Raw genomic sequence first — 18,727 nt, forward strand, 5'->3', positions numbered from 1 at the left:
CAAACACTAGGGAAGCCGAATTGTTTGTTCTTGTCGCGATATTAGGCCGTGTTGACAATGTGACGTAGCCACCTCCTGATCGCGACGAGACGAACGAAACCGCCGAATGTCTCGGCGAGTTTGTAATAGTGGGTTGTGAAGCGGCGTGCGTTCTTGAGACGATTGAAGCAACGTTCGATGCGATTCCGCATAGCATAATTCGCTCTGTCGATCTCGATTTGAAAACACCCATTTTTCTTTGTGGGAATGACCGGCGCGCTGCCGCCGATGGGATCAGATGTTGCTTTACCCATCAACGCCTCGTAGCCATTTACGTCGTGCGTTTTGCCGAACGAGACGCGGTTCCAATCGAAAGACCTTATGTGTTCCTTCGGAGGTTTATCTTGGTCGAGAAGCGACCGCACGAACGGCAAAGAGCGTTTCTCTGATTCCTCCCTTTCCGCGCGCTACGTGGTGATGCATGCGGACGATGGTTGTGTCGATCATTTGAACTGAGTCTGGAACGGCTTGGCTGTTTTTGCCAGGGCTTCGATGACAACATCCCAAAGTCCGGCTCGCGTCCATCTGAGAAACTGCCGATAGACCGAGCCTCATTTGCCGAATTTATGGGCCAAATCTCGCTGGTTCGCGCGATCCAGAAAATTCCATCGAAGACTCGTCTGTGATCCCAGGAGGGTGGCCGCGCTAACTCGACGGCAAGGCGCGAAATTTGATCGCATACCATCGCGAGCGCCCCGCCTAAGGAAGCCGACCAGATCCATGAGGACGATCCAGGCCTCGGCAGTCCAAGTTCTTTCTTTGCCCTTGAAGATGAGAGCCATTCCGCGTGCGGGATGAAACGCTCCGCGTCGCTAATAACATTTGACAAACTATTATTAACTGACATTATTTATAATTATTCATTCAATTCTGCCCGGAGCGTACGATGTCAGCTATCCAAACCGTGGTTGTCGGCGGTGTAAAAACAAAACGTTTGTCGCGGCAAGATATGATTCTATCGATGGCCGAAGATTGCGTGAAAGCGCGGGAAAAAAACGGTCCATGCAAACTTGTTTTCGATCTTAACGGACATGGGCTGGCCCTTTCTCGCTGGAATGATGCCTACCGTAGAGATCTTTCTGAAGCGGATATTATCCATGCGGATGGGCAAGCAGTAGTGCTTGCATCCCGCCTTCTTACCCGTTCCCCTATACCTGAGAGAAGCGCAACATCTGATCTCTTCCATGATGCCGCGGCCTACGCGGCCAGAAATGGTTGTCGATTTTATCTTCTGGGCGGCACAGAGGAAGTGAACGCCCGTTGCGAGATAGTTATGAAGAAACTCTACCCGGAACTTGAGATTGTGGGCCGCCGCGATGGCTTTTTTATCGAAGCCGACGAAGCGTGTCTCTGCGAAAACATTAATAGGCTAAATGTCGATGTTCTGTGGGTTGGCTTGGGGAAGCCCAAGGAGCAAGCCTTTTGTGTGCGCAATAAACATCGACTCAACGTCGGCTGGGCAGTGACCTGCGGTGGCTGTTTCAATTACGTCGTCGGTGAGTATCCTCGCGCTCCTCAATGGATGCAAAATGCCGGACTGGAATGGCTGCATAGGCTCGCAACACGTCCACGACAGATGTTGTGGCGATATCTCACAACAAACCCAGTTGCCATGTACATGTTGCTAACCCGGACGAGAACAACGGTTATCGATGCCAATATCTGATTTCCTATACAGAGAGCGGACGTTCTTGCGTCGGCTATACAGGATAAAACGTCACGATAACGCGCTGCGGACCGTTTCATCGCATCGTAATGGAACGAGCAATTTCAGCAAAATTTATCAAGGACCCTTATGCGAATCTTAGGTGCCTTCCTTCAAAGTCTGCATCGCTTTGGGTTGGCCGCACTCGGGCCGGTAGCTGTTTCTGCCACACAGTTTCTACTTCAAATGGATCTTTTGCGAACCTTGGAAACGACCGAGTTTGGATTGTTCGCATTCATAGTTGGATTTATCCAATTTGGGTTTGGATTGTCCAATGCGCTTGTTTGCACGCCCTATACGGTTTGGATCAACAATACCCAGATGGGTGATAAGGACGCTCAAACGTACTTCAAAGTCAATCTTGCTCTATCCGCCATTTGGGCAGCTTTCTGCATCATAATTGTTATGACGCTTGGCCGTTCGGTCGAAGCGTGGTTTTTCGGTCTTTTTGGATTTCTAGCGATGATTCGCTGGTTCGGTCGAGCCCACTTGTATGCGATTCATCGACCTACCACGGTCGTCATTTCAGACTTCATTTTTGCAGGGGTACTGCTGATGTGCATCTCATCCGTACCGTTCGCAAGCCTTTCGTTGTTGTCAGCTATCGCTATGTTGTGCGTGGCGACAACCGGCGGGGTGATCGCGATCGGTCTGGCATTCATCGAAATGCAATTCAGACGTGCCTGGGTAGGGTCATTTCGTGATTACGGTGATGTCTGGCGAGATCATGCCAGATGGACGCTTCTTGGCGTCGTTTCTTCAGAAGCCACAGCGAATGCACACTCGTATGTCGTGACGCTACATGCGGGTCCAGCGGCCTTCGCCCCGATCGCTGCGGCTACGCTACTCGTCAAACCGATCTCGCTCATCATAACTTCGCTCACACAGCTCGAACGTCCGGTTATGGCACGACATTTGGCAAGCGGAGACATGACTGCGGCGCTTCAATCCGTTGCCTTCTTCCGTTTAGCGGTGATCTTGACTTGGACGGGTACCATCAGCGCCGGAGTGGCTTGCCTCGTGTGGTTCCCGCGTCTCCTCTTCAGCCCTTCATACGATATAGGAACGCTTAAAATCGCTTTCTTTCTTTGGGCTTGGATTTCGTTGCTGCAGAGTTGGTCAACTCCGCCGAGCGTATTACTCCAGGCCGCGCAGTGGTTCAAACCCCTAGGGAGCACTGGCGTAGCGTCTGCCGTCGTTGCAGTCATCGCCGTGCTAGCATTCGCTCTGGTGCTTACGCCGGTCTATACTTTGATAGGTATTCTGATTGGCCAGGCCATAATGAACTGGGGTATCGCGATACTCAAAACCCGATGGATGGCTGGATGCGATGGCATCACTTTTCGACATTGGCATCTGCGCAAGCCGTCTGGAAGCATGGTCTAGTGCCTCACGTCGCGATTATCATACCAACTTTTCGAAGGCCTCTGGGGCTCAATAAGGCTTTGACTCATATAGAGAAGTTGGACACCTCAGCTGAGGTAACCGTGTTGGTCGCCGATAATGATGTAGATTTCCGGGGGGGCGTCAAGGTGGTGCACCGCCTGATTTCTTCCGGATACCGTTTCCCAATCCGAAGCATAGTCGTCGCGGACCGAGGCGTATCCCATGTCCGGAATTCGCTAATAGCCTCCGCCCTTGAAATCCCCAACACCGAGTTCGTGGCCCTTCTCGACGACGACGAATGGCCAGAACCTCAATGGCTCGACGCGATGTTGAAAATGCAGCAGCAGACTGGCGCCGACGCAGTGGGCGGAACGGTTCTGCCGGTATTCATGGGCTCGCCCCCGTCTTGGATAGAGCGACTTTCTCTGTATCGCCAGGAGCAGGTCGACGGTCCGACAGAGATGTTGTGGGGAACGTGCAACGCAATTCTCACTCGTCAATTTCTCGAGAAATTTTCTCGACCTTGGTTCGATATGGAATTTAGCTTGACCGGCGGCGAGGATGTCGAATTTTTCACGCGGGCGAAGGCGCTAGGTGCCAATTTCGCGTGGGCCAGTAATGCGCGCGTTTTTGAGGACGTCCCTGTGAGCCGCATGACGCTTCGCTGGATCACCATGCGTTCCTTCCGCATTGGAAACACAAATGCGCTTATCCAACTCCGCTGGCGCTACCTGCACCTCGGACACTTAGCTATCTTTGTGAAGTCGATAGGCCGTCTTATGACAACGATGATCGTGATTTTACCAACAGCCAAACGAAAGGGTCAAATGATAGAGGCAATGTGTCTCACATCACGATCTCTGGGCGAAATCGCAGCGTTGTTGGGTATTCGGTATCGAGCATATAGATAAGCCTGGAAATGTCACCAATGGTTACTAACGTTTCGACGAGATCCTGCCACGCCTTCAAGAGAATGTTCCGGGACCAGTTTGCCCAACTTACGGCTTCATGGATCGCATTGCGGTGGCTCGTTCACAACGCGCGTTTCTCAAAGCCTCACAACCTTGACACTCCATTGGTCGTGTCGCTCACGTCATATCCGCCTCGCTTCTCGGTGCTGCAGCGAACTCTTCAAAGTTTGCTGATGCAGACCATCAAGCCTGATCATCTAATTTTGTGGGTCGCTGACAAAGACGTCAGGACGCTTCCTGTCACGATTTGGGCGCTCGTGGCGCATGGTTTGTCTATAAAGACTTGCTCTGACATAGGTTCCTACAAGAAGATCATACCGACACTGATCTCTTATCCGGATGCCGTCATCGTTACGGCGGATGACGACGTATATTATTGGCCGACTTGGCTTGAGGAACTCGTCAGTGCCTACAAACCGGGGGCAAAAGAAGTCCTGTGTCATCGCGCTCATCAAATCATATTTCGCGCTGATGGCAGGCCGGCTCCCTATCGCGATTGGAAATTCGAGACCGCAAACACGAATGCGTCAAAAGCGATTTTTCCGACGGGCCTTGGAGGTATTCTTTATCGACCAAGCATATTCACAACGGACGTCACGCAAAAGGAGCGTTTCCAGACATTTTGCCCCAGTGCCGACGATATCTGGCTTTTCTGGATGGCTTCGCTCAATGGCGCTCAGTTTCGTAAGGTCGGACCAGTGCGTCGGTTTGTACTCTGGAAGGGGGGGCAAGACGTGGCTCTATACAACCATAACGTTCTCGGAACGGACGCCAATGACAAACAGATTGGCGCGATGATAGCGGCTTATGGTTTACCCGTGGCAGGCAAGATGTCATGACGACCCGAACTGCGGCTTTTGCCGCCATCCGTTGGACCAGCATGGCGATGATCGGACGCTCGGCCATAGCCCTCGCGCAAATTGTTGTCCTGTCCCGTTTGCTCGATCCAGCGGATTTCAAGTCTGTGGCCATCGCAGTCACGATCATCAATGTTGGCATTGTGTTCACAGACATGGGGCTTAGCAATGCCGTCATAAGGTTTCGTGATGTTACGTCGGACGAGCTGGTCAGCCTATTCTGGTTGAACCTCATGCTTGGTGGCGGTGTCACGTTTGCGGTTGCTGCTGCCAGTCCGCTTATCGCGTGGTTCTATGGTGATACCAGGTTGACGCCACTTATTCAGATGGCAAGTACCGTATTTTTCATCACGGCCTTTGGCCAACAGCAGCGTTCCCTCGCGGAGAAAAAACTGCAATTCAAGGGTTTGTTCAGGATCGAGATTCTCTCGGCGCTCCTTGGTTTCTGTGTTGCGGTCGTTATGGCACTGTTTGGATTCGGTGCTTCGTCGATCGTGACCGGCAACATAGCCAATGCGATTGGTGTTTCAGGCCTATGCTGGGTAATGTTGGCGGATGGATTTCGGCCGAAATTGACATTCCGCTTCGTAACAGCCAAGCGCTTCATGTCATTCGGCTTGAACGTTGTCGTCTTCCAATTTTTCAATGCACTTGCTCTAAATGGTGATGTAATCCTAGGTGGCCGACTCATCCCTGGATCGGCTCTCGGCTATTATTTCCAGCCGCGTGACCTCTGTTTACGAATTATGTTCGTGGTCAATACGATCGTAAACCGTGTCAGCTTTCCGTTGCTTGCCTCCGTCGCCCACGACAAGCCGAGAATTAAGTCCGTCTATCTTAAGGCGTTGAATATGACGTCTTCGGTTAACTTTCCAATCTATGCATTTTTAGCTGTTTTCAGTTCGGACGCGATTGAGATTGTGATGGGACCAAAATGGGGTGACTCCATATCAGTCATGCGCGTGCTCGCGTTGTGGTGCGCGGTCCGGTCGATAGGAAATCCTGTCGGAATACTGCTCTTAGCAACCGGGGAAACCAGACTTGCAACGGTCTCGGCGATGACAGTCTCCATCTCCCTCTTTGTCTTTGTTGGTCTTGGAGCGCAGTTCGGCATTTTAGGAATTCCAATCGCTCTAACCATACTCTATGTTCTCTTGGTTCCCATCTTTTGGGCGACTTTGGTGCGGCCAGTATGCGGAGCTGGATTCACCGAGTACCACCGCGTGCTTTTGTTGCCAGCCTTGAGCACAGCCTGTGCCGCCGCTGCCGAGATCGTGGTGCTCGAAGTCGTTGAAGGGGCGTTTGCGCGTCTCTCCCTTGGCGGCGCGGCTGGAGTCGTCGTCTATGTTGGCGCTAGCTGGTTCCTCAATCGAGGATGGCTATTATCGATGACAGAATTATTGATGGTGGAACCGGTACGCCGCAGGCTCGCTTAAATATTTGCGAGCCCGAGCAAGCGCGAATTATCCAGTAACATGGTAGGAGATCGGATGCGCTGTAATCAAAGGTTGGCACCGGAGGCCCAGTCTTCGCAGCGTGGGCGCTTAGCTCATTATTTGCCCTTGCTCAATTCTACTTTATTATGCTGCCTTTTATACACGGTCGTTGTGCGGATCAATTACGAAGCAGCAATGCCAAACGACGTGAAGGATTATATTGGGCAGTCAGTGACTAGTAATATGGATGGGAATACATTAAGGAGAGTGTCCTATTTAATAGTATTCTCAACTGTAATTACGACAGCTTTTATAAAAGACTTTAATGTGATTTTTAGAGCGATATCTGTGCCTTATATTATCGCATGTACGTGGTGTGTTGTTAGTTGTGTATGGGCAATTGATCCGAGTGCGTCTTTACGTAGGTCGATAAATACGATTATAATACTAATTTCAGCTGCAGTATTAGTAAGATTTTTGGGCCAAAAACAGACTTTAAGAGTATTATATTATTTTCTAACGTTCACGCTTATTGCGTCAGTAGCTGCAGTAGTGCTTTCGTCAGTCCCCATATTCTCATTTGCTGTGCATCCTCCAAATGAATCTGATGCTACACTAGTAGGAAATTGGCGCGGCATTTTTTGGCACAAAAACGTCGCAGGACCGATGATGGTGATTTCAATGTTAGTGTTCTTACACTTTGCATTGAACAGAAAAAAAACTGTCGATTGGGTTCTTTTGGCTGGGTCGACGGTTTTTCTACTAGGGACCCGCTCCAAGACGGCGCTTGGATTGGCATTCGTCGTGATCGTCATAGGCATGCTCTATCGGAGCATGGCATCGAAGCGATCAGGAAATACTCTTTTTGCTTTATTGTTTCTTTATTTTCTATTAACGATAATTGTACTTGGAATAGTGGACTATGAACAAATTTACACGTTTCTTACCAATCCTGAGAATCTGTCCGGGCGCGTTGCTATTTGGATTTCGCTTTGGAGCTACATCAAAGATCATATTTGGTTCGGTTCCGGGTACGGTTCATTTTGGGGTATTGGGTACCAATCGCCAATCTTTTCACTCGCTATATCGCAATTTGTGTTGGAAGTAACCCAATCTCATAATGGGTACTTGGAGGCTCTTACAACAACTGGCTTAATTGGACTTATGCTTGCTATTTTTTCCCTGGTCATTTTGCCATTTGTTAGAATCTTGAATGGACGACGCGAGGATTCTCCGCTGTATGCTCTGTGCCTATCGATATGGTTGTTTGGAGTTTTGCAAAATTTCACAGAGGCACAATTCTTTTCGCCGGACAGACAAGTCTGGATCTTTGTCGTAATTGCGATAAGTATTGTTCACAATAACGAGATGTCTCGTCTTAGGAAGCGTGACGCTATGCGAAGCTTGTTGTTGAGAAAGCGGCCGTTTGTTCCTTTACTATCGAAACGTAGCGGGGTCAGGCATGAGTTGTACCAAACCCCATAAGACGATCCCGGCCGATGACGGGAGATTCCTTTGATGCTGCTGGGTCGCCGCGACTTTCTCCGATCGTGGGCCGCCTTGCCTATTTTAATTGGAAACTCGGCAAAGGCAGAAAGCAGTGAGCCGCTCCGAGTCCGAGCGTCCCGACATAATCGTATTTACGGTGCGGCGGTTTGCACCGAGCAACTTTTGAGCAACGAGGAATACCGGAAAGTTATCGTACGGGAAGCCGGAATACTTGTTGCCGAGGGCGAAACCAAACGGAATGTGCTCCAGCCACAGCGAAACGTATTCAATTTCTCAAAAACTGATGCCATCCTGAAATTTGCTCAGCACAATAGTCAGTTAATGCGAGGGCATACCCTCGTATGGCATCGTGCAAACCCGAAATGGCTCAGTGAAGAGATTGTTGTAACCAGAGACGAGAAATTATTGACTGGCTATATCGAAGCCATCGTCGGGCGCTATCGGAGTCAGCTCAATTCTTGGGACGTTGTTAATGAGGCTATCGAGCCTGATGACGGTCTTGTGAGTGGTTTGAGACAACAGTCTATTTGGTTTCGCGCGTTTGGCGAATCATATATCGAGACCGCATTTCATTGCGCGAGAGCTGCCGATCCGGATGCTTCCCTCTACTATAACGAAGCCAATTTGGAGGGCGATGTCGCTTGGAGTGAACGGCGACGCCGAGCGACACTCAAGCTGTTGGAACGCCTTATTTCAAAAAATGTCCCAATCGACGCACTTGGTATTCAAGGGCATCTTAAGGCTTATCGCGTGAAGTATTCAGATGAGGTCTTTTCAAGATTCTTGGATGACGTTGCATCACTGGGACTGCAGATCTTGATAACGGAGTTTGATGTGGCGGATGCTGGGGGTCCCGAAGACCATGTTCAACGCGATGCCGATGTGGCCTCCCTGACTCACAGGTTTTTGGATGTGGCGTTCTCCAAACCGTCCGTTATTGGCTGCCTTACGTGGGGGATCACGGACAAATATTCATGGCTTTCGCGGGACGAACATTACAGATGGCCCGACGGCCAGTCGTCGCGAGGACTTCCTTTCGATCAAGAATTCAAGCAAAAGCCCATGTGGGACGCGATGGTATCCGCTTACGACAAAACACCCATTTGAAAGTTTTCGGAAAAGTTTCACTTCCCCGAATTTGTCGACCTCGTGCCCTTAAAAAGGTATGGATTCCTTAGTATAAATCGATCTGGAATCAACAGTATTTTCGGGGGATTTAGACAGGGCTCGTGTTACCGAAGAAGCTCGGAGCTAGTGTGTGGCAAACGATATTCCGCTCTTTTCGATAGTCATACCAATTTTCAATCGCGCAGACATTATCCGCGCGACCCTGCGGTCGGTGATCGCACAGACAGTTTCGAATTTCGAAGTTATCGTCATAGACGACGGATCGTCGGACAATCCCGAGATCGCTGTTCAATCCCTGAACGATCCCCGCATTCGGTATGTTCACCAGAGGAATGGCGGAGGTGGAGCAGCGAGAAATCGGGGAATTGAAGAAGCGCGAGGTCAATATATTGCTTTTTTAGATTCGGATGACATGTTTCTTCCGAACAAGCTCGAAAGAGTGTCCGCAGAAATGCCGTTTCAGGACGACGAAGTTCTTTATTCGTCGATGAAAGTCGACAGAGGAGTTTCTCGGTACTGGGTACGGCCTGAACGGGGAATTCGCCAGAATGAGGACGTCGGGGAGTATCTATTCGTTCAAAATCAACTGATCCAAACGTCGACAATCGTTTTACCAATCGCACTGGCCCGCAAGGTAAAATTCGATGGAAGTCTTCGTAAGGGCCAAGATCTTGACTTTTGTCTACGCCTGCAGAAAGCAGGCGCAAGGTTTCGCATGATCGACGAGCCACTTATCATCTGGACGGACACAACCGAAACGGGCCGTACCTCGCATTTGAATGGGTACCAACCCGTCCTGACATGGCTCGATCATTGCGCACAACTTATGACCGAGAGAGCGAAGCTTGGTTACCGCGCTACAGTTCTTCCTTACTATATGGGAAGACACGAGCCATTGGTGGTAGCGCGAGACTTGTGGCTTGGATTGATGGTGGCCAGGGTTCCCTTAACGATTATCTTGAGGCAAACGCTTCGAGCATATCTTCCACAGCGATCATATCGTCGGATAGTCAACACCATTGTGAAGTGGGCCGGCGCACGTGCGGTCTAGTAGAAGTTCGTGGATTCTTTTAGCACATATTGTATAATGACACCATAGGAAAGGAATTCGTAACGGACATAAATGTCGGCTCTAGCCTTTTCGAGTGCCTTTTCGCTTCGTCGTTTTAATGGAATAGCGCGCAGCAACGGCGGCAGAAGTGAAAATAGATAGCCATAGAACGGACGCTAATTCTTTTCCCCTACTGAAAAGGCAATTACGCGACAAAAAGCTGTAATAGGCAGGTTATATTGTGAAACGCCCACCTGGCCATGAAACAGTAAAAGACGACGGGGCTCTACCAGAGCCACTTTTTTCTGTTGTTATTCCTATTTATAATAGAGCACATCTAGTTGGTCGGGCAATTTCATCTGTTCTGGCACAGTCATATCAAGAGTTTGAGATTATACTTGTCGATGACGGATCAACAGACAACTTGCGGTCAACTTTAAAGTTTATCGAGGATCCAAGAATACGGCTCATCTGCCAGCCCAACAGAGGTGCAAGCGCGGCCCGCAACCATGGAATTGATCTGGCGCGCGGTAAATTCGTTGCGTTTCTTGACTCAGATGATGCCTTCTTGCCCCATCATCTTGGAGCGATGAAATTCCTGCTGTGGGATACTGACAATGTCGTCGCCTATTCACCCGTGTGTGCACAAAGGGGTAAAGATTTTGTCGTTAAACCACCCCGTGCGATTGCGCCCGGCGAACCGATGGCGAGTTATCTCGTGTCTGCGCGCGGATTTGTGCAAACGAGCGGTCTCGTTGTTCCGGTGAGGGGCGCCCGAAAGGTTCGTTATCGGAACGATGTCTCCTATGGTGATGATACGGATTTTGCAATTCGTCTTCAACTTGCCGGGTATCGCTTCGTTATGACGGAGAAGCCGGGCGTCGACTGGTTTGATGGACCTGATCCAGGTAGGCTATCTAACGTACCGATCAGTGACTATCGACTCGCGTGGCTAGAGGATTTGAAGCCGAGTATTCCGCGCGCTGCTTATTACGGTTATCGCGGCTGGCATATCGCGAAAGGGATTTTCACGACACATCCTCTTAGGGCCATAAGCCTCTACATTTCGGCGGTTATTAGCGGCGCCTATGGACCGAAGTTGGCGCTTCTTGTGCTGACGCAAATTGTTGTTCCACCGAGAACCTACCGCGTTTGTGCAAATTTTATCCTCCACCTCACCATCCGATATACGCGGACACCCAAATGTGTAAGCAACGCATGATTCGAGTAGCTCGGTCAGTGGCCAAATAGATCACGTAACAAGTCTCCCAGAACGTAAGACTCTTGCCGCTGTGTCCAGCGTGAATTGCTTTGAAAATCCCTCTCGAACGAAGACAGTTCGAAGTGGAAGGTGCTCATGGTCGGAAATGCTCGGGGGTCGTGGAAAGATGGCTATCTCCCATATCGCGGTTCGCGTTCGAAGCGCAGATAGATTCGAAACTGGCGTCGCAGTTCTGATTGATCATTTCATGGATACAGCGCAGGCGGCAAGGCGGTAAGCGGTGCGATGAACGGCGTCGAATTGTTTCGTACGGCGAATCGCGTCGCGACCTGACTGGTCACCGTAGCACCGGCAGTTAGGACGGTCACGTAAACATTGTACCATCCGTCGGCGAGGTTCGCCGGAACCACGTACTTATACGTGAGGCCAATTTGGGAGGCGGCCGCGAGCGCACCTAGCGGCTGCACGTCGAAGGCATAGCATGGACTTCCAGAATAAGCGCAAATACCGATTTCATAGACGCCGCCGCTCGGGAGCGCGTTCGGGCCAACCAACGCTCCAGAATAAATGCTAAGCGTATCGCCCGCCTTCGCCGTGACCAGATACGGAACACTGGCGCCGTTCTGTCGGATCACGATGGAATTGAGCGAAATCGGGTTGGGCATTGCGCCTGCGGGTACCGGGTTAAACTGGTATGCCCTGATATAGTCGATGTCCATCGACTGCGGGAATGATGTGGACGAATTCGTGGATCCAGGCCATGTCCCGCCAACCGCCACATTGGCAAGGATATACATCGGGACATTTGGAATGTTCTGTCCAGTGTAAACTTTCCTAGCTATACCGTCCACGAACCAAATGAGCTCGGTAGGCGTCCATTCCAGTGCGTAGGTGTGATAACCAGTGCTCAAGTCCATCGCCGAAGTGTATTTGGTCTGATCCTGTGCGCCATTCCGGAAGTGCACTGTCATGTAGACGCTGGTCGTATCTTGCCCGTTGTTCTCCATAATATCGACTTCAGGTGGCCACGCGCCGGAGCTCGGGAGCATCCAGAAACTCGGCCAAATTCCCTGGCCCTTCGGGATTCGCGCCCGCATGATGAAGTAGCCATAAGTCTGATCGAAATGCGCGAACGTCGTGATCGAGCAAGACGTATAGGCCATTCCGTTCCACATACGCCGATCTGCACGTAGGCGTCCCACGCTAGCTACATTGTCTCCCTGACAAGCGTCTGGAGTGTATGCTTGGAGCTCATTGTTTATGATGGTCGGGGTGGTGTAGTTATAGACCCAGAAGTTTGTTCCAATGCCACTCCATTGGAATTCGTAATCGAACGTCTGGATCATAGTCGAGAGATCGGGCGGCACCTGAGCGAAAGCAGAGGTTGCACCGAGTAGGAAGATCGCGAAATTCAATCTAAGGAACACGCTGCCTCACAGGGGATAGTGACCGGGATTTCCCAGGCATTTGGCCAAGATAAAGAGATGTCGCATTCCGCTATCTAACGGCGCCTCTTTGCGCGTCGGGGAAGCTTTTGGTTGTTCACTTTATAAGTGGCGGAAGAACTACCAATTGCTCCATAATTTGAGTTCGCCCGCGCGACGAGCGCCGCAGCCTATGCAGCCTGGCATCAACGTAAAGGACTTTGGTTCACCAAGGATCCCGCCCAGCCTTCGGCCCTCGGATATCATCCGTTAGCCGAACCCAATCGGTGACAAAGGATCGATCGCATCGGCGATTTTTTTGAGCTCAAATGCCACTCTCCTGGCTTCGTCCGGGCAAAGCACAGTGTGAGAACGGTCGAGATCAATATGTACGTTGCCGTCAAATCCGAGGATCGCGCCTCCGGAGACAAGGGCTACGGAATGATTAGGAATGTTTGTGCGCGTGCCGATAATCCGGTTGGTGAAGTGGGTAATGAACGTCAATCTAGTCAAAACACTACCTCCGAAGTCCGCAAGACCGTCGGGTCGCCTTTGAATGATCTATGTATTATTAATATGTTGATTGATAATATAAATCACTAAATATAATAGCGATGCGACAATACGCCCTATCTAAGCCGCTTGAGAATTTGATTCACATAAAAAGAAAAAAAATACGAGCGCCACTTACGGCTCACGCGCTGCATTATTGATTGGATATTGGCCTGCTCGGGAGGGCTAGTGTCCTGCGTCGAGGTGGCCGCACTACCGCGAGATTTATAGCGACGTCGTTACTCGACTTGTAAGAGCAGCGCGACGAGTTCGCTTTGCCGATGCGTATCGGTCTTGGCGAACACGGATTTCAATTGGTTGCGCGCCGTCTCGCGGGAAATTTTTAACTCGCGGGCGGCTATATCGGGAGGCGCGCCGCGCGCGATGATACAGGCTAGCTTGGCCTCTGCTGGTGTCAGACGGAACGTCTTGGCGATGATCGAAGCCGGCGGTCCGGGCTTTGGGCCCAAGGCATTCAATGTCAGGAGAGTGCGCACCGTCTGTGCCGCCTGATGTGGCGGCGACTCAAAGGGTATAATCCGCAGGATTACTGGTAATTTGTCGGCGCGGGGAACGATGACGGGCTCGAACGCCAAGGGATTCGGGCGGGGCGAACTGGTGAACTGGTCGATGACATGCTTCAGATGGGTTCGTGAGTCCAGATCACGAATGAACAGCCGCCGGTCTTTGATCCTGATATTTTCGTCGAAAACGATTTCGGCCGCAGCGTTCACTTCGACCACTAATCCCTGATGGTCGAGGGTGATCGCGGGCAGGCGCATCGCGTTGAGCGCGGCGGTCGGAGAAGCCGCCGCTCCGCGTGCTCCAGAGACAGCCGCGATCTCCATCAAACGGCGGCTGAAGGAAGCAAGGATGAGCTCTTCCTCGGCAGCCAAATTGCTGACTTCCGTCGTTGTGTCCAAATTCATTCTTGATCCTAAACCACGATTAATATTTCGATGATTGATGAAATACGGAAATTGAGCATGTCTTGGGAACGAGGTGCCGTTGTCCCGCCTCGCCGGTCCAGCCCGCTAACTTCAATGCTTGGTTTGGAAGGGACTTTCGGCGGCCTCACGGATAATAACAGAGGCAATCTTATGCCACCGCGTGAGCAGGTCTTTAATCATCTCAATCCTTTGCTCATCGTCCGGTGAGTCAGCGTCAAGTGTGGTTATCTCTGTTAGTTCGGCAAGATGCCGCCGCAGCCGTCTGACATGGTTGCCGACCTTGGGGGCATCGAGCCCCTGCAATGCAAGTATCTCCTCGCGGCCTCGTGCGCAGCCTGCGTCATAAGCTTCCTGCACAAGATTTCGAACTTCTTGGGTATTTGGTCGACGCTTCTCGTTCACGATTCTCATAGCCCGCCTCAAATGCATGTATTTGAAACGTAATTGTAAGATTTATGATAACTGCGCACATTTAACATAACCCATTTAGGTTAATGTCAGAAGTTATTCATCGAAATTTGCCACATTTTGGTCTGGGGTGGATGTGCCGTTCGATAATGTGCCGGTTCCTCAATAAATGGGGCAGCGGCAGCTCCTCGGATTTGCACCCACCTGACGCCGCGCAAACTCCGCTACAATGCTCGACTTCTAACGAGACACCAAGCGCCTTGGCGCGCCTCAGGCCGAGGTTGTGAGTCTCTGGAAGGCGACCATTGTGATCGAGGGTCAGTAACCGGCGGACATATCGGACGAATTGCGACCCAAACTATAAACAACAAAACAGTTTAATATTAATAACTTACATGGCTACGGTGACAGGATTCGAACTATGACCTTCAGCCCTGTAGGTTCGTTCTCCTTTTGACCCGAGCCAAAAAATCACATAGCAATTTCAATGACATAGGTGTTCGCAGTTTTATCCTCACTGGCGCGCCTCGAGAAATTAAGCAGCCCTATTTCATCAGTGCTGCAAACGGTTCGGTATTATCGATTGCTGGCCTTTGGGATCGCTGGACAGACCCAGCAACCGGCGAGACGATTTCGAGTGCCACGTTAATCATCACCGCCGCAACGATTTCACGCACTGCATCCATGATCGAATGCCAGTCTTTCTCGACCAAGAGGATCATGACGCATGGCTAACGGGTAAGGCTGGCGTTGAAGTGTTGCGATTCGCGCCGAACGATCTATTGCGCCTGTGGCCGGTCTCGACACGGGTCAATAAGTCCGACCAAGGAGACGACGATCCAAGCTTGATTGAGGCCATCGAGGCCAGCAACATTGGCTAACTGGTTTTGGTCGCCGCCAATTTTTTCATCGCGGCGACGATCACAAGATCGCGAGTTATACTAATGGCCCCGCGGGATGACTCATTGAGTGGATTCCCTTGGCGGCGGTTTTCTGATTCCCTTGGCGCGGAGGATTCGCGCCATGCCATCAGCGGTGAAATTGCGAGAGGACTATTTGGCCAAGGAGCTTCGGGTGTTGGCCCGGCGCTCAAAGAACGTCAACCAGAGTCGCCGGCTGTTATCGCTGGCGGCAGTGCGGGACGGGATGGATCGGAGGGCGGCGGCCAAGATCGGCGGGATGGATCGGCAGACGCTGCGCGACTGGGTCCATCGCTTCAACGCCACCGGGCCAGAGGGCCTCATCGACAACTGGACAGAGGGCCCCGCGCCGCGCCTGTCAGCCGCGCAGTTGGCCGAGTTCGCGACAATCGTCGAGGCCGGGCCGGATCGTGAGAAGGATGGCGTCGTGCGTTGGCGCCGGGTGGACCTCAGGCGCATCATCGCCGAGAGGTTCGGCGTCGACTTCCACGAGCGCTACGTTGGAAAGCTTTTGAAGAAGCTCGGCTTCTCGCACATCAGCGCAAGGCCGCGCCATCCAGCCCAGGACGAACAGATCGTCGAGGCGTTCAAAAAAACTTCCCGCGCGCGCTGAAGGCTCATCTCGACAAACTGCCAGAGACGACGCCGGTCGAAGTCTGGTTCCAGGACGAAGCCCGGATCGGCCAGAAGAATGGCCTCGTCCGCCAGTGGGCCAGGCGTGGAACGAGGCCAAGGCAGCCCGCCGACCAGCGCTACGACAACGCCTATCTGTTTGGCGCGATCTGCCCCGCCCGCGGCGTTGGGGCGGCCCTCGCGTTGCCTTATGCGGACACCGGCATGATGCAGCTCCATCTCGACGAAATCTCGCACAACGTCGCCAAGGGTGCGCATGCCGTCCTGCTGCTCGACAGGGCCGGATGGCACACCACCAGCCAGCTCAACGTGCCCGAAAACATCACGCCGATCTTCCTGCCTTCGCGCGCGCCGGAACTGAACCCGGTCGAGAACATCTGGCAGTATCTGCGTCAGAACTGGCTCTCAAACACCGTCTTCGAAAATTACGATGCCATCATCGACGCAGCCTGCGCCGCCTGGCGAAAGCTCATAGCCCAGCCTGAAACAATCACATCCATCGGGATGCGAGAATGGGCTCACGTCGGTCAGTCGCTATGACCTTTGGTATTATAGGCTAGGGCTGGCCCCTAGCGGATGAGCTTTGTTTGGGGCGCTTATGGTCCCAAGCGATCAGACATGCAATCGGGTGCGGAGCAGGCGATGGTCCGGGCTGGGTTTGAGAAATTCAGCGGTGATGTAGCTGTATAAATTGCGATGCCGACGGCAAGCGTGATTAGAAAAACGAGTAGTTCGCGGTCGATCATTCCAGCCCCCGCCCATTGGTCGCAGAAGCCGGAACGTGACACCATTTGCGCAGCCTGAAAGAAGTGCACGGAAAAGTGCCGCAAAAATGACTTCTGTCAAAGTAACTTCAATTTATAATTAATTATTATCTTATATCACAACGTCCAACATGTTCCAAGCAAAAAGAAGCATAAATCGGCCACGATGACACTTTTAAACTTTCATCCTCCACGAAGCCTACGAAGCAATCAAGCAACAGGGAAACCATGGGAGAGGGGCGCAGATGAATGTCCTCTACTGTATAATACTCTGGTGTGTGTTTAACCTGGCCCTGCTCTGTTTGCTGTTCATCCGCCACGTGATCCGCGATTGGTTACGGAATGGAAACCGCGAAGCGATTCTCCGACGTGATTTCCGTGCTGCAAGGAAAAACATAGCCTGATCTTTCACAGTCGAGTCGATTCATCGCCGCGTTCCAAAAAATCGTCATCGTGTCCGCTGGCTTTCGCAGCACCACCTAACACACGCTGATAATTCGCGACCGTGCATTCGGGCAGAGCGCCAATCTCGACTCCGGCATAGCGGCACCGCTTTTTAAAGTTGCAAGATGTCTTCGACGATGCTGTCGGCGAGCTTGCCCTCCGTGGAGGCATATGACGCCTTCAGCTTGAGCCCGATGATCGACGTAGCCCGAGTGCTGGTCAGCCAGCGGACCTCCGCGTTCAGAATTTCCAGCGCGACTGCCTCGGCTGTTTTTGCGGCCTCGAGTGCCTCGCGTGTCATGATGCTTGGCTCGCGCAAATATGCTATCTGCGCCTCGTTGCGGCGCGCGATGGCATCGTGAAAAGCCTTCTCGGCTAAATCAACCTGTTCGGCTACGGCAAAAAGCTTGGCTTCTGGCTCTATTGCCTCAACCATTCCGATCCCCGTGCTGCCATTTTTCGCAAACCACAAAATCGAACCTTTTCTGAAAGCCCATTCGACCTGCAACAAAGCGGTGCCGAGCGCCTTCGTCTTGGACGTCCCTTCCACGAGACGGAGGTTTGCTAGGGTCATGGCGATCTTCCTTTCTGGCATGAGCCGGCCGATGCGGAACGAGCCGCAAGGGGTAAATTGTACATGTTTTGTTCTAATCCTGAAGTTCTTTATTTGTTCTTAATGGAGCAATTCAAAACTGAGACGCGGTCCGACCGTGGAGACAACGCCCTAGCCTGACCGAGCGCGCCGAGGATGCGGTCAATACGTTCGGTGTGCCCCGCGCAAGCGCAGCGGCATGCAGTGAGATCGACTACGCACCACGCTTGTCGGTGTGGCTATTGGGTTGTTGCATTGTGCCGTAATGAATTTATAACAGAAATCACTATCATTCTATAGCTATACCTTTGCTGTAAAATCCTTATTTCAAAGGAGGGCCTGGAATGGCCATTTTAATAGCGGGAGGCATCCTATTAGGGATGATTCTTTCGCAATTCCTCAAATGGTATGCTCTTTTTCCGGTTTGCGTGTTCGCCTTTGTGCTGGCTTTTGCCGACCCCGCTCATATGAACGGCTTTCTCGGCTGGTTTATTCAGTTCGTTGCGCTGACAACGAGCCTCCAAATCGGCTATGTCATTGGCTTGTTAACGGGCTACGTCCGTCAAGCCCCCGCGCGTTCGAGGAATCCCAGCGTCCACGATCTCGACGCTACTGCGTCAAGTGACGCTGAGATCCGTAAGAATGGCAGGAGAGCGGCATAATTTTAATTTGCCATCTGCCGCTTCACGCCAGACGACAGAATCTCGCTATTGGCAAATTGATCCTCGAGTGATTT

At 51.7% G+C, this 18,727-nt stretch carries 17 protein-coding genes and 1 pseudogene; 12 read left to right on the forward strand and 6 right to left on the reverse strand.

The window, feature by feature from the left end; all coding sequences use genetic code 11:
• Positions 1-41: 41 nt before the first annotated feature.
• On the reverse strand, positions 42-293 hold the full coding sequence (locus QEV83_RS16190) for a transposase (protein WP_280128703.1): 252 nt from the start codon (positions 291-293) through the stop codon (positions 42-44).
• Between the two features lie 632 nt (positions 294-925).
• Between QEV83_RS16190 and QEV83_RS16195 the strand changes: the two genes are divergently transcribed.
• The 9 genes from QEV83_RS16195 to QEV83_RS16235 all read left to right on the forward strand — a co-directional run bounded on the left by QEV83_RS16195 (position 926) and on the right by QEV83_RS16235 (position 11,304).
• Complete coding sequence (locus QEV83_RS16195) at positions 926-1,705, forward strand: WecB/TagA/CpsF family glycosyltransferase (RefSeq protein WP_280128704.1); 780 nt, start codon at positions 926-928, stop codon at positions 1,703-1,705.
• 129 nt (positions 1,706-1,834) lie between these two features.
• Complete coding sequence (locus tag QEV83_RS16200) at positions 1,835-3,130, forward strand: hypothetical protein (protein ID WP_280128705.1); 1,296 nt, start codon at positions 1,835-1,837, stop codon at positions 3,128-3,130.
• On the forward strand, positions 3,070-4,041 hold the full coding sequence (locus QEV83_RS16205) for a glycosyltransferase family 2 protein (protein WP_280128706.1): 972 nt from the start codon (positions 3,070-3,072) through the stop codon (positions 4,039-4,041). Before QEV83_RS16200 ends, QEV83_RS16205 begins: the two co-directional genes overlap by 61 nt.
• A gap of 233 nt (positions 4,042-4,274) precedes the next feature.
• The gene (locus QEV83_RS16210; protein ID WP_280128707.1) at positions 4,275-4,940 is read left to right on the forward strand and encodes a hypothetical protein; all 666 of its coding nucleotides are present in this window, start codon (positions 4,275-4,277) and stop codon (positions 4,938-4,940) included.
• 41 nt (positions 4,941-4,981) lie between these two features.
• A complete protein-coding gene (locus QEV83_RS16215; RefSeq protein ID WP_280128708.1) occupies positions 4,982-6,394 on the forward strand; it encodes an MOP flippase family protein in 1,413 nt (470 codons plus the stop codon).
• Between the two features lie 54 nt (positions 6,395-6,448).
• Positions 6,449-7,879: an O-antigen ligase family protein gene (locus tag QEV83_RS16220; RefSeq protein ID WP_280128709.1), complete on the forward strand. Its 1,431-nt coding sequence runs from the start codon at positions 6,449-6,451 to the stop codon at positions 7,877-7,879.
• A gap of 33 nt (positions 7,880-7,912) precedes the next feature.
• Positions 7,913-9,010, forward strand: a complete 1,098-nt coding sequence (locus QEV83_RS16225; protein WP_280128710.1) for an endo-1,4-beta-xylanase — start codon at positions 7,913-7,915, stop codon at positions 9,008-9,010.
• A 151-nt stretch (positions 9,011-9,161) separates the two neighbouring features.
• A complete protein-coding gene (locus QEV83_RS16230; protein WP_280128711.1) occupies positions 9,162-10,082 on the forward strand; it encodes a glycosyltransferase family 2 protein in 921 nt (306 codons plus the stop codon).
• Positions 10,083-10,323: 241 nt separating this feature from the next.
• Positions 10,324-11,304, forward strand: coding sequence for a glycosyltransferase family 2 protein (locus QEV83_RS16235; RefSeq protein WP_280128712.1), 981 nt, complete (start codon positions 10,324-10,326; stop codon positions 11,302-11,304).
• A gap of 245 nt (positions 11,305-11,549) precedes the next feature.
• On the opposite strand, the gene QEV83_RS16240 is transcribed toward QEV83_RS16235, so the two are convergent.
• From QEV83_RS16240 to QEV83_RS16255, 4 genes are all read right to left on the reverse strand, one after another.
• Positions 11,550-12,467, reverse strand: a complete 918-nt coding sequence (locus QEV83_RS16240) for a glycoside hydrolase family 16 protein (RefSeq protein ID WP_280128713.1) — start codon at positions 12,465-12,467, stop codon at positions 11,550-11,552.
• Between the two features lie 531 nt (positions 12,468-12,998).
• A complete protein-coding gene (locus QEV83_RS16245) occupies positions 12,999-13,241 on the reverse strand; it encodes a hypothetical protein (RefSeq protein ID WP_280128714.1) in 243 nt (80 codons plus the stop codon).
• A 278-nt stretch (positions 13,242-13,519) separates the two neighbouring features.
• Entirely contained in the window at positions 13,520-14,209 is a 690-nt protein-coding gene (locus QEV83_RS16250; RefSeq protein ID WP_280128715.1) for a helix-turn-helix transcriptional regulator, read from the reverse strand.
• Between the two features lie 111 nt (positions 14,210-14,320).
• Positions 14,321-14,641: a hypothetical protein gene (locus tag QEV83_RS16255; protein ID WP_280128716.1), complete on the reverse strand. Its 321-nt coding sequence runs from the start codon at positions 14,639-14,641 to the stop codon at positions 14,321-14,323.
• 450 nt (positions 14,642-15,091) lie between these two features.
• On the opposite strand from QEV83_RS16255, the pseudogene QEV83_RS16260 reads away from it, so the two are divergent.
• Both QEV83_RS16260 and QEV83_RS16265 read left to right on the forward strand, forming a co-directional pair.
• Positions 15,092-15,519 (forward strand): annotated as a pseudogene (locus QEV83_RS16260) (SOS response-associated peptidase family protein).
• Between the two features lie 142 nt (positions 15,520-15,661).
• Positions 15,662-16,731 (forward strand): IS630 family transposase gene (locus QEV83_RS16265; RefSeq protein WP_280127821.1). Its coding sequence is split into 2 segments (ribosomal slippage): positions 15,662-16,148 and positions 16,148-16,731, totalling 1,071 coding nucleotides; the frame shifts between segments, so codons are not numbered across the junction.
• Between the two features lie 780 nt (positions 16,732-17,511).
• Here QEV83_RS16265 and QEV83_RS16270 read toward each other — a convergent pair.
• Positions 17,512-17,973, reverse strand: coding sequence for a hypothetical protein (locus tag QEV83_RS16270; RefSeq protein ID WP_280128718.1), 462 nt, complete (start codon positions 17,971-17,973; stop codon positions 17,512-17,514).
• Between the two features lie 362 nt (positions 17,974-18,335).
• Between QEV83_RS16270 and QEV83_RS16275 the strand changes: the two genes are divergently transcribed.
• Entirely contained in the window at positions 18,336-18,653 is a 318-nt protein-coding gene (locus QEV83_RS16275; RefSeq protein ID WP_280128719.1) for a hypothetical protein, read from the forward strand.
• The last annotated feature ends 74 nt before the right edge of the window (positions 18,654-18,727 follow it).

It is taken from the genome of Methylocapsa sp. D3K7 (assembly GCF_029855125.1).
Classification (GTDB): domain Bacteria; phylum Pseudomonadota; class Alphaproteobacteria; order Rhizobiales; family Beijerinckiaceae; genus Methylocapsa.

Coding starts and splice junctions, on each gene's coding strand:
- QEV83_RS16190 (WP_280128703.1), bottom strand. CDS start 293: ATGGGTAAAGCAACATCTGATCCCATCGGCGGCAGCGCGCCGGTCATT.
- QEV83_RS16195 (WP_280128704.1), top strand. CDS start 926: ATGTCAGCTATCCAAACCGTGGTTGTCGGCGGTGTAAAAACAAAACGT.
- QEV83_RS16200 (WP_280128705.1), top strand. CDS start 1,835: ATGCGAATCTTAGGTGCCTTCCTTCAAAGTCTGCATCGCTTTGGGTTG.
- QEV83_RS16205 (WP_280128706.1), top strand. CDS start 3,070: ATGCGATGGCATCACTTTTCGACATTGGCATCTGCGCAAGCCGTCTGG.
- QEV83_RS16210 (WP_280128707.1), top strand. CDS start 4,275: ATGCAGACCATCAAGCCTGATCATCTAATTTTGTGGGTCGCTGACAAA.
- QEV83_RS16215 (WP_280128708.1), top strand. CDS start 4,982: ATGGCGATGATCGGACGCTCGGCCATAGCCCTCGCGCAAATTGTTGTC.
- QEV83_RS16220 (WP_280128709.1), top strand. CDS start 6,449: ATGCGCTGTAATCAAAGGTTGGCACCGGAGGCCCAGTCTTCGCAGCGT.
- QEV83_RS16225 (WP_280128710.1), top strand. CDS start 7,913: ATGCTGCTGGGTCGCCGCGACTTTCTCCGATCGTGGGCCGCCTTGCCT.
- QEV83_RS16240 (WP_280128713.1), bottom strand. CDS start 12,467: ATGGCCTATACGTCTTGCTCGATCACGACGTTCGCGCATTTCGATCAG.
- QEV83_RS16250 (WP_280128715.1), bottom strand. CDS start 14,209: ATGAATTTGGACACAACGACGGAAGTCAGCAATTTGGCTGCCGAGGAA.
- QEV83_RS16255 (WP_280128716.1), bottom strand. CDS start 14,641: ATGAGAATCGTGAACGAGAAGCGTCGACCAAATACCCAAGAAGTTCGA.
- QEV83_RS16270 (WP_280128718.1), bottom strand. CDS start 17,973: ATGACCCTAGCAAACCTCCGTCTCGTGGAAGGGACGTCCAAGACGAAG.
- QEV83_RS16275 (WP_280128719.1), top strand. CDS start 18,336: ATGGCCATTTTAATAGCGGGAGGCATCCTATTAGGGATGATTCTTTCG.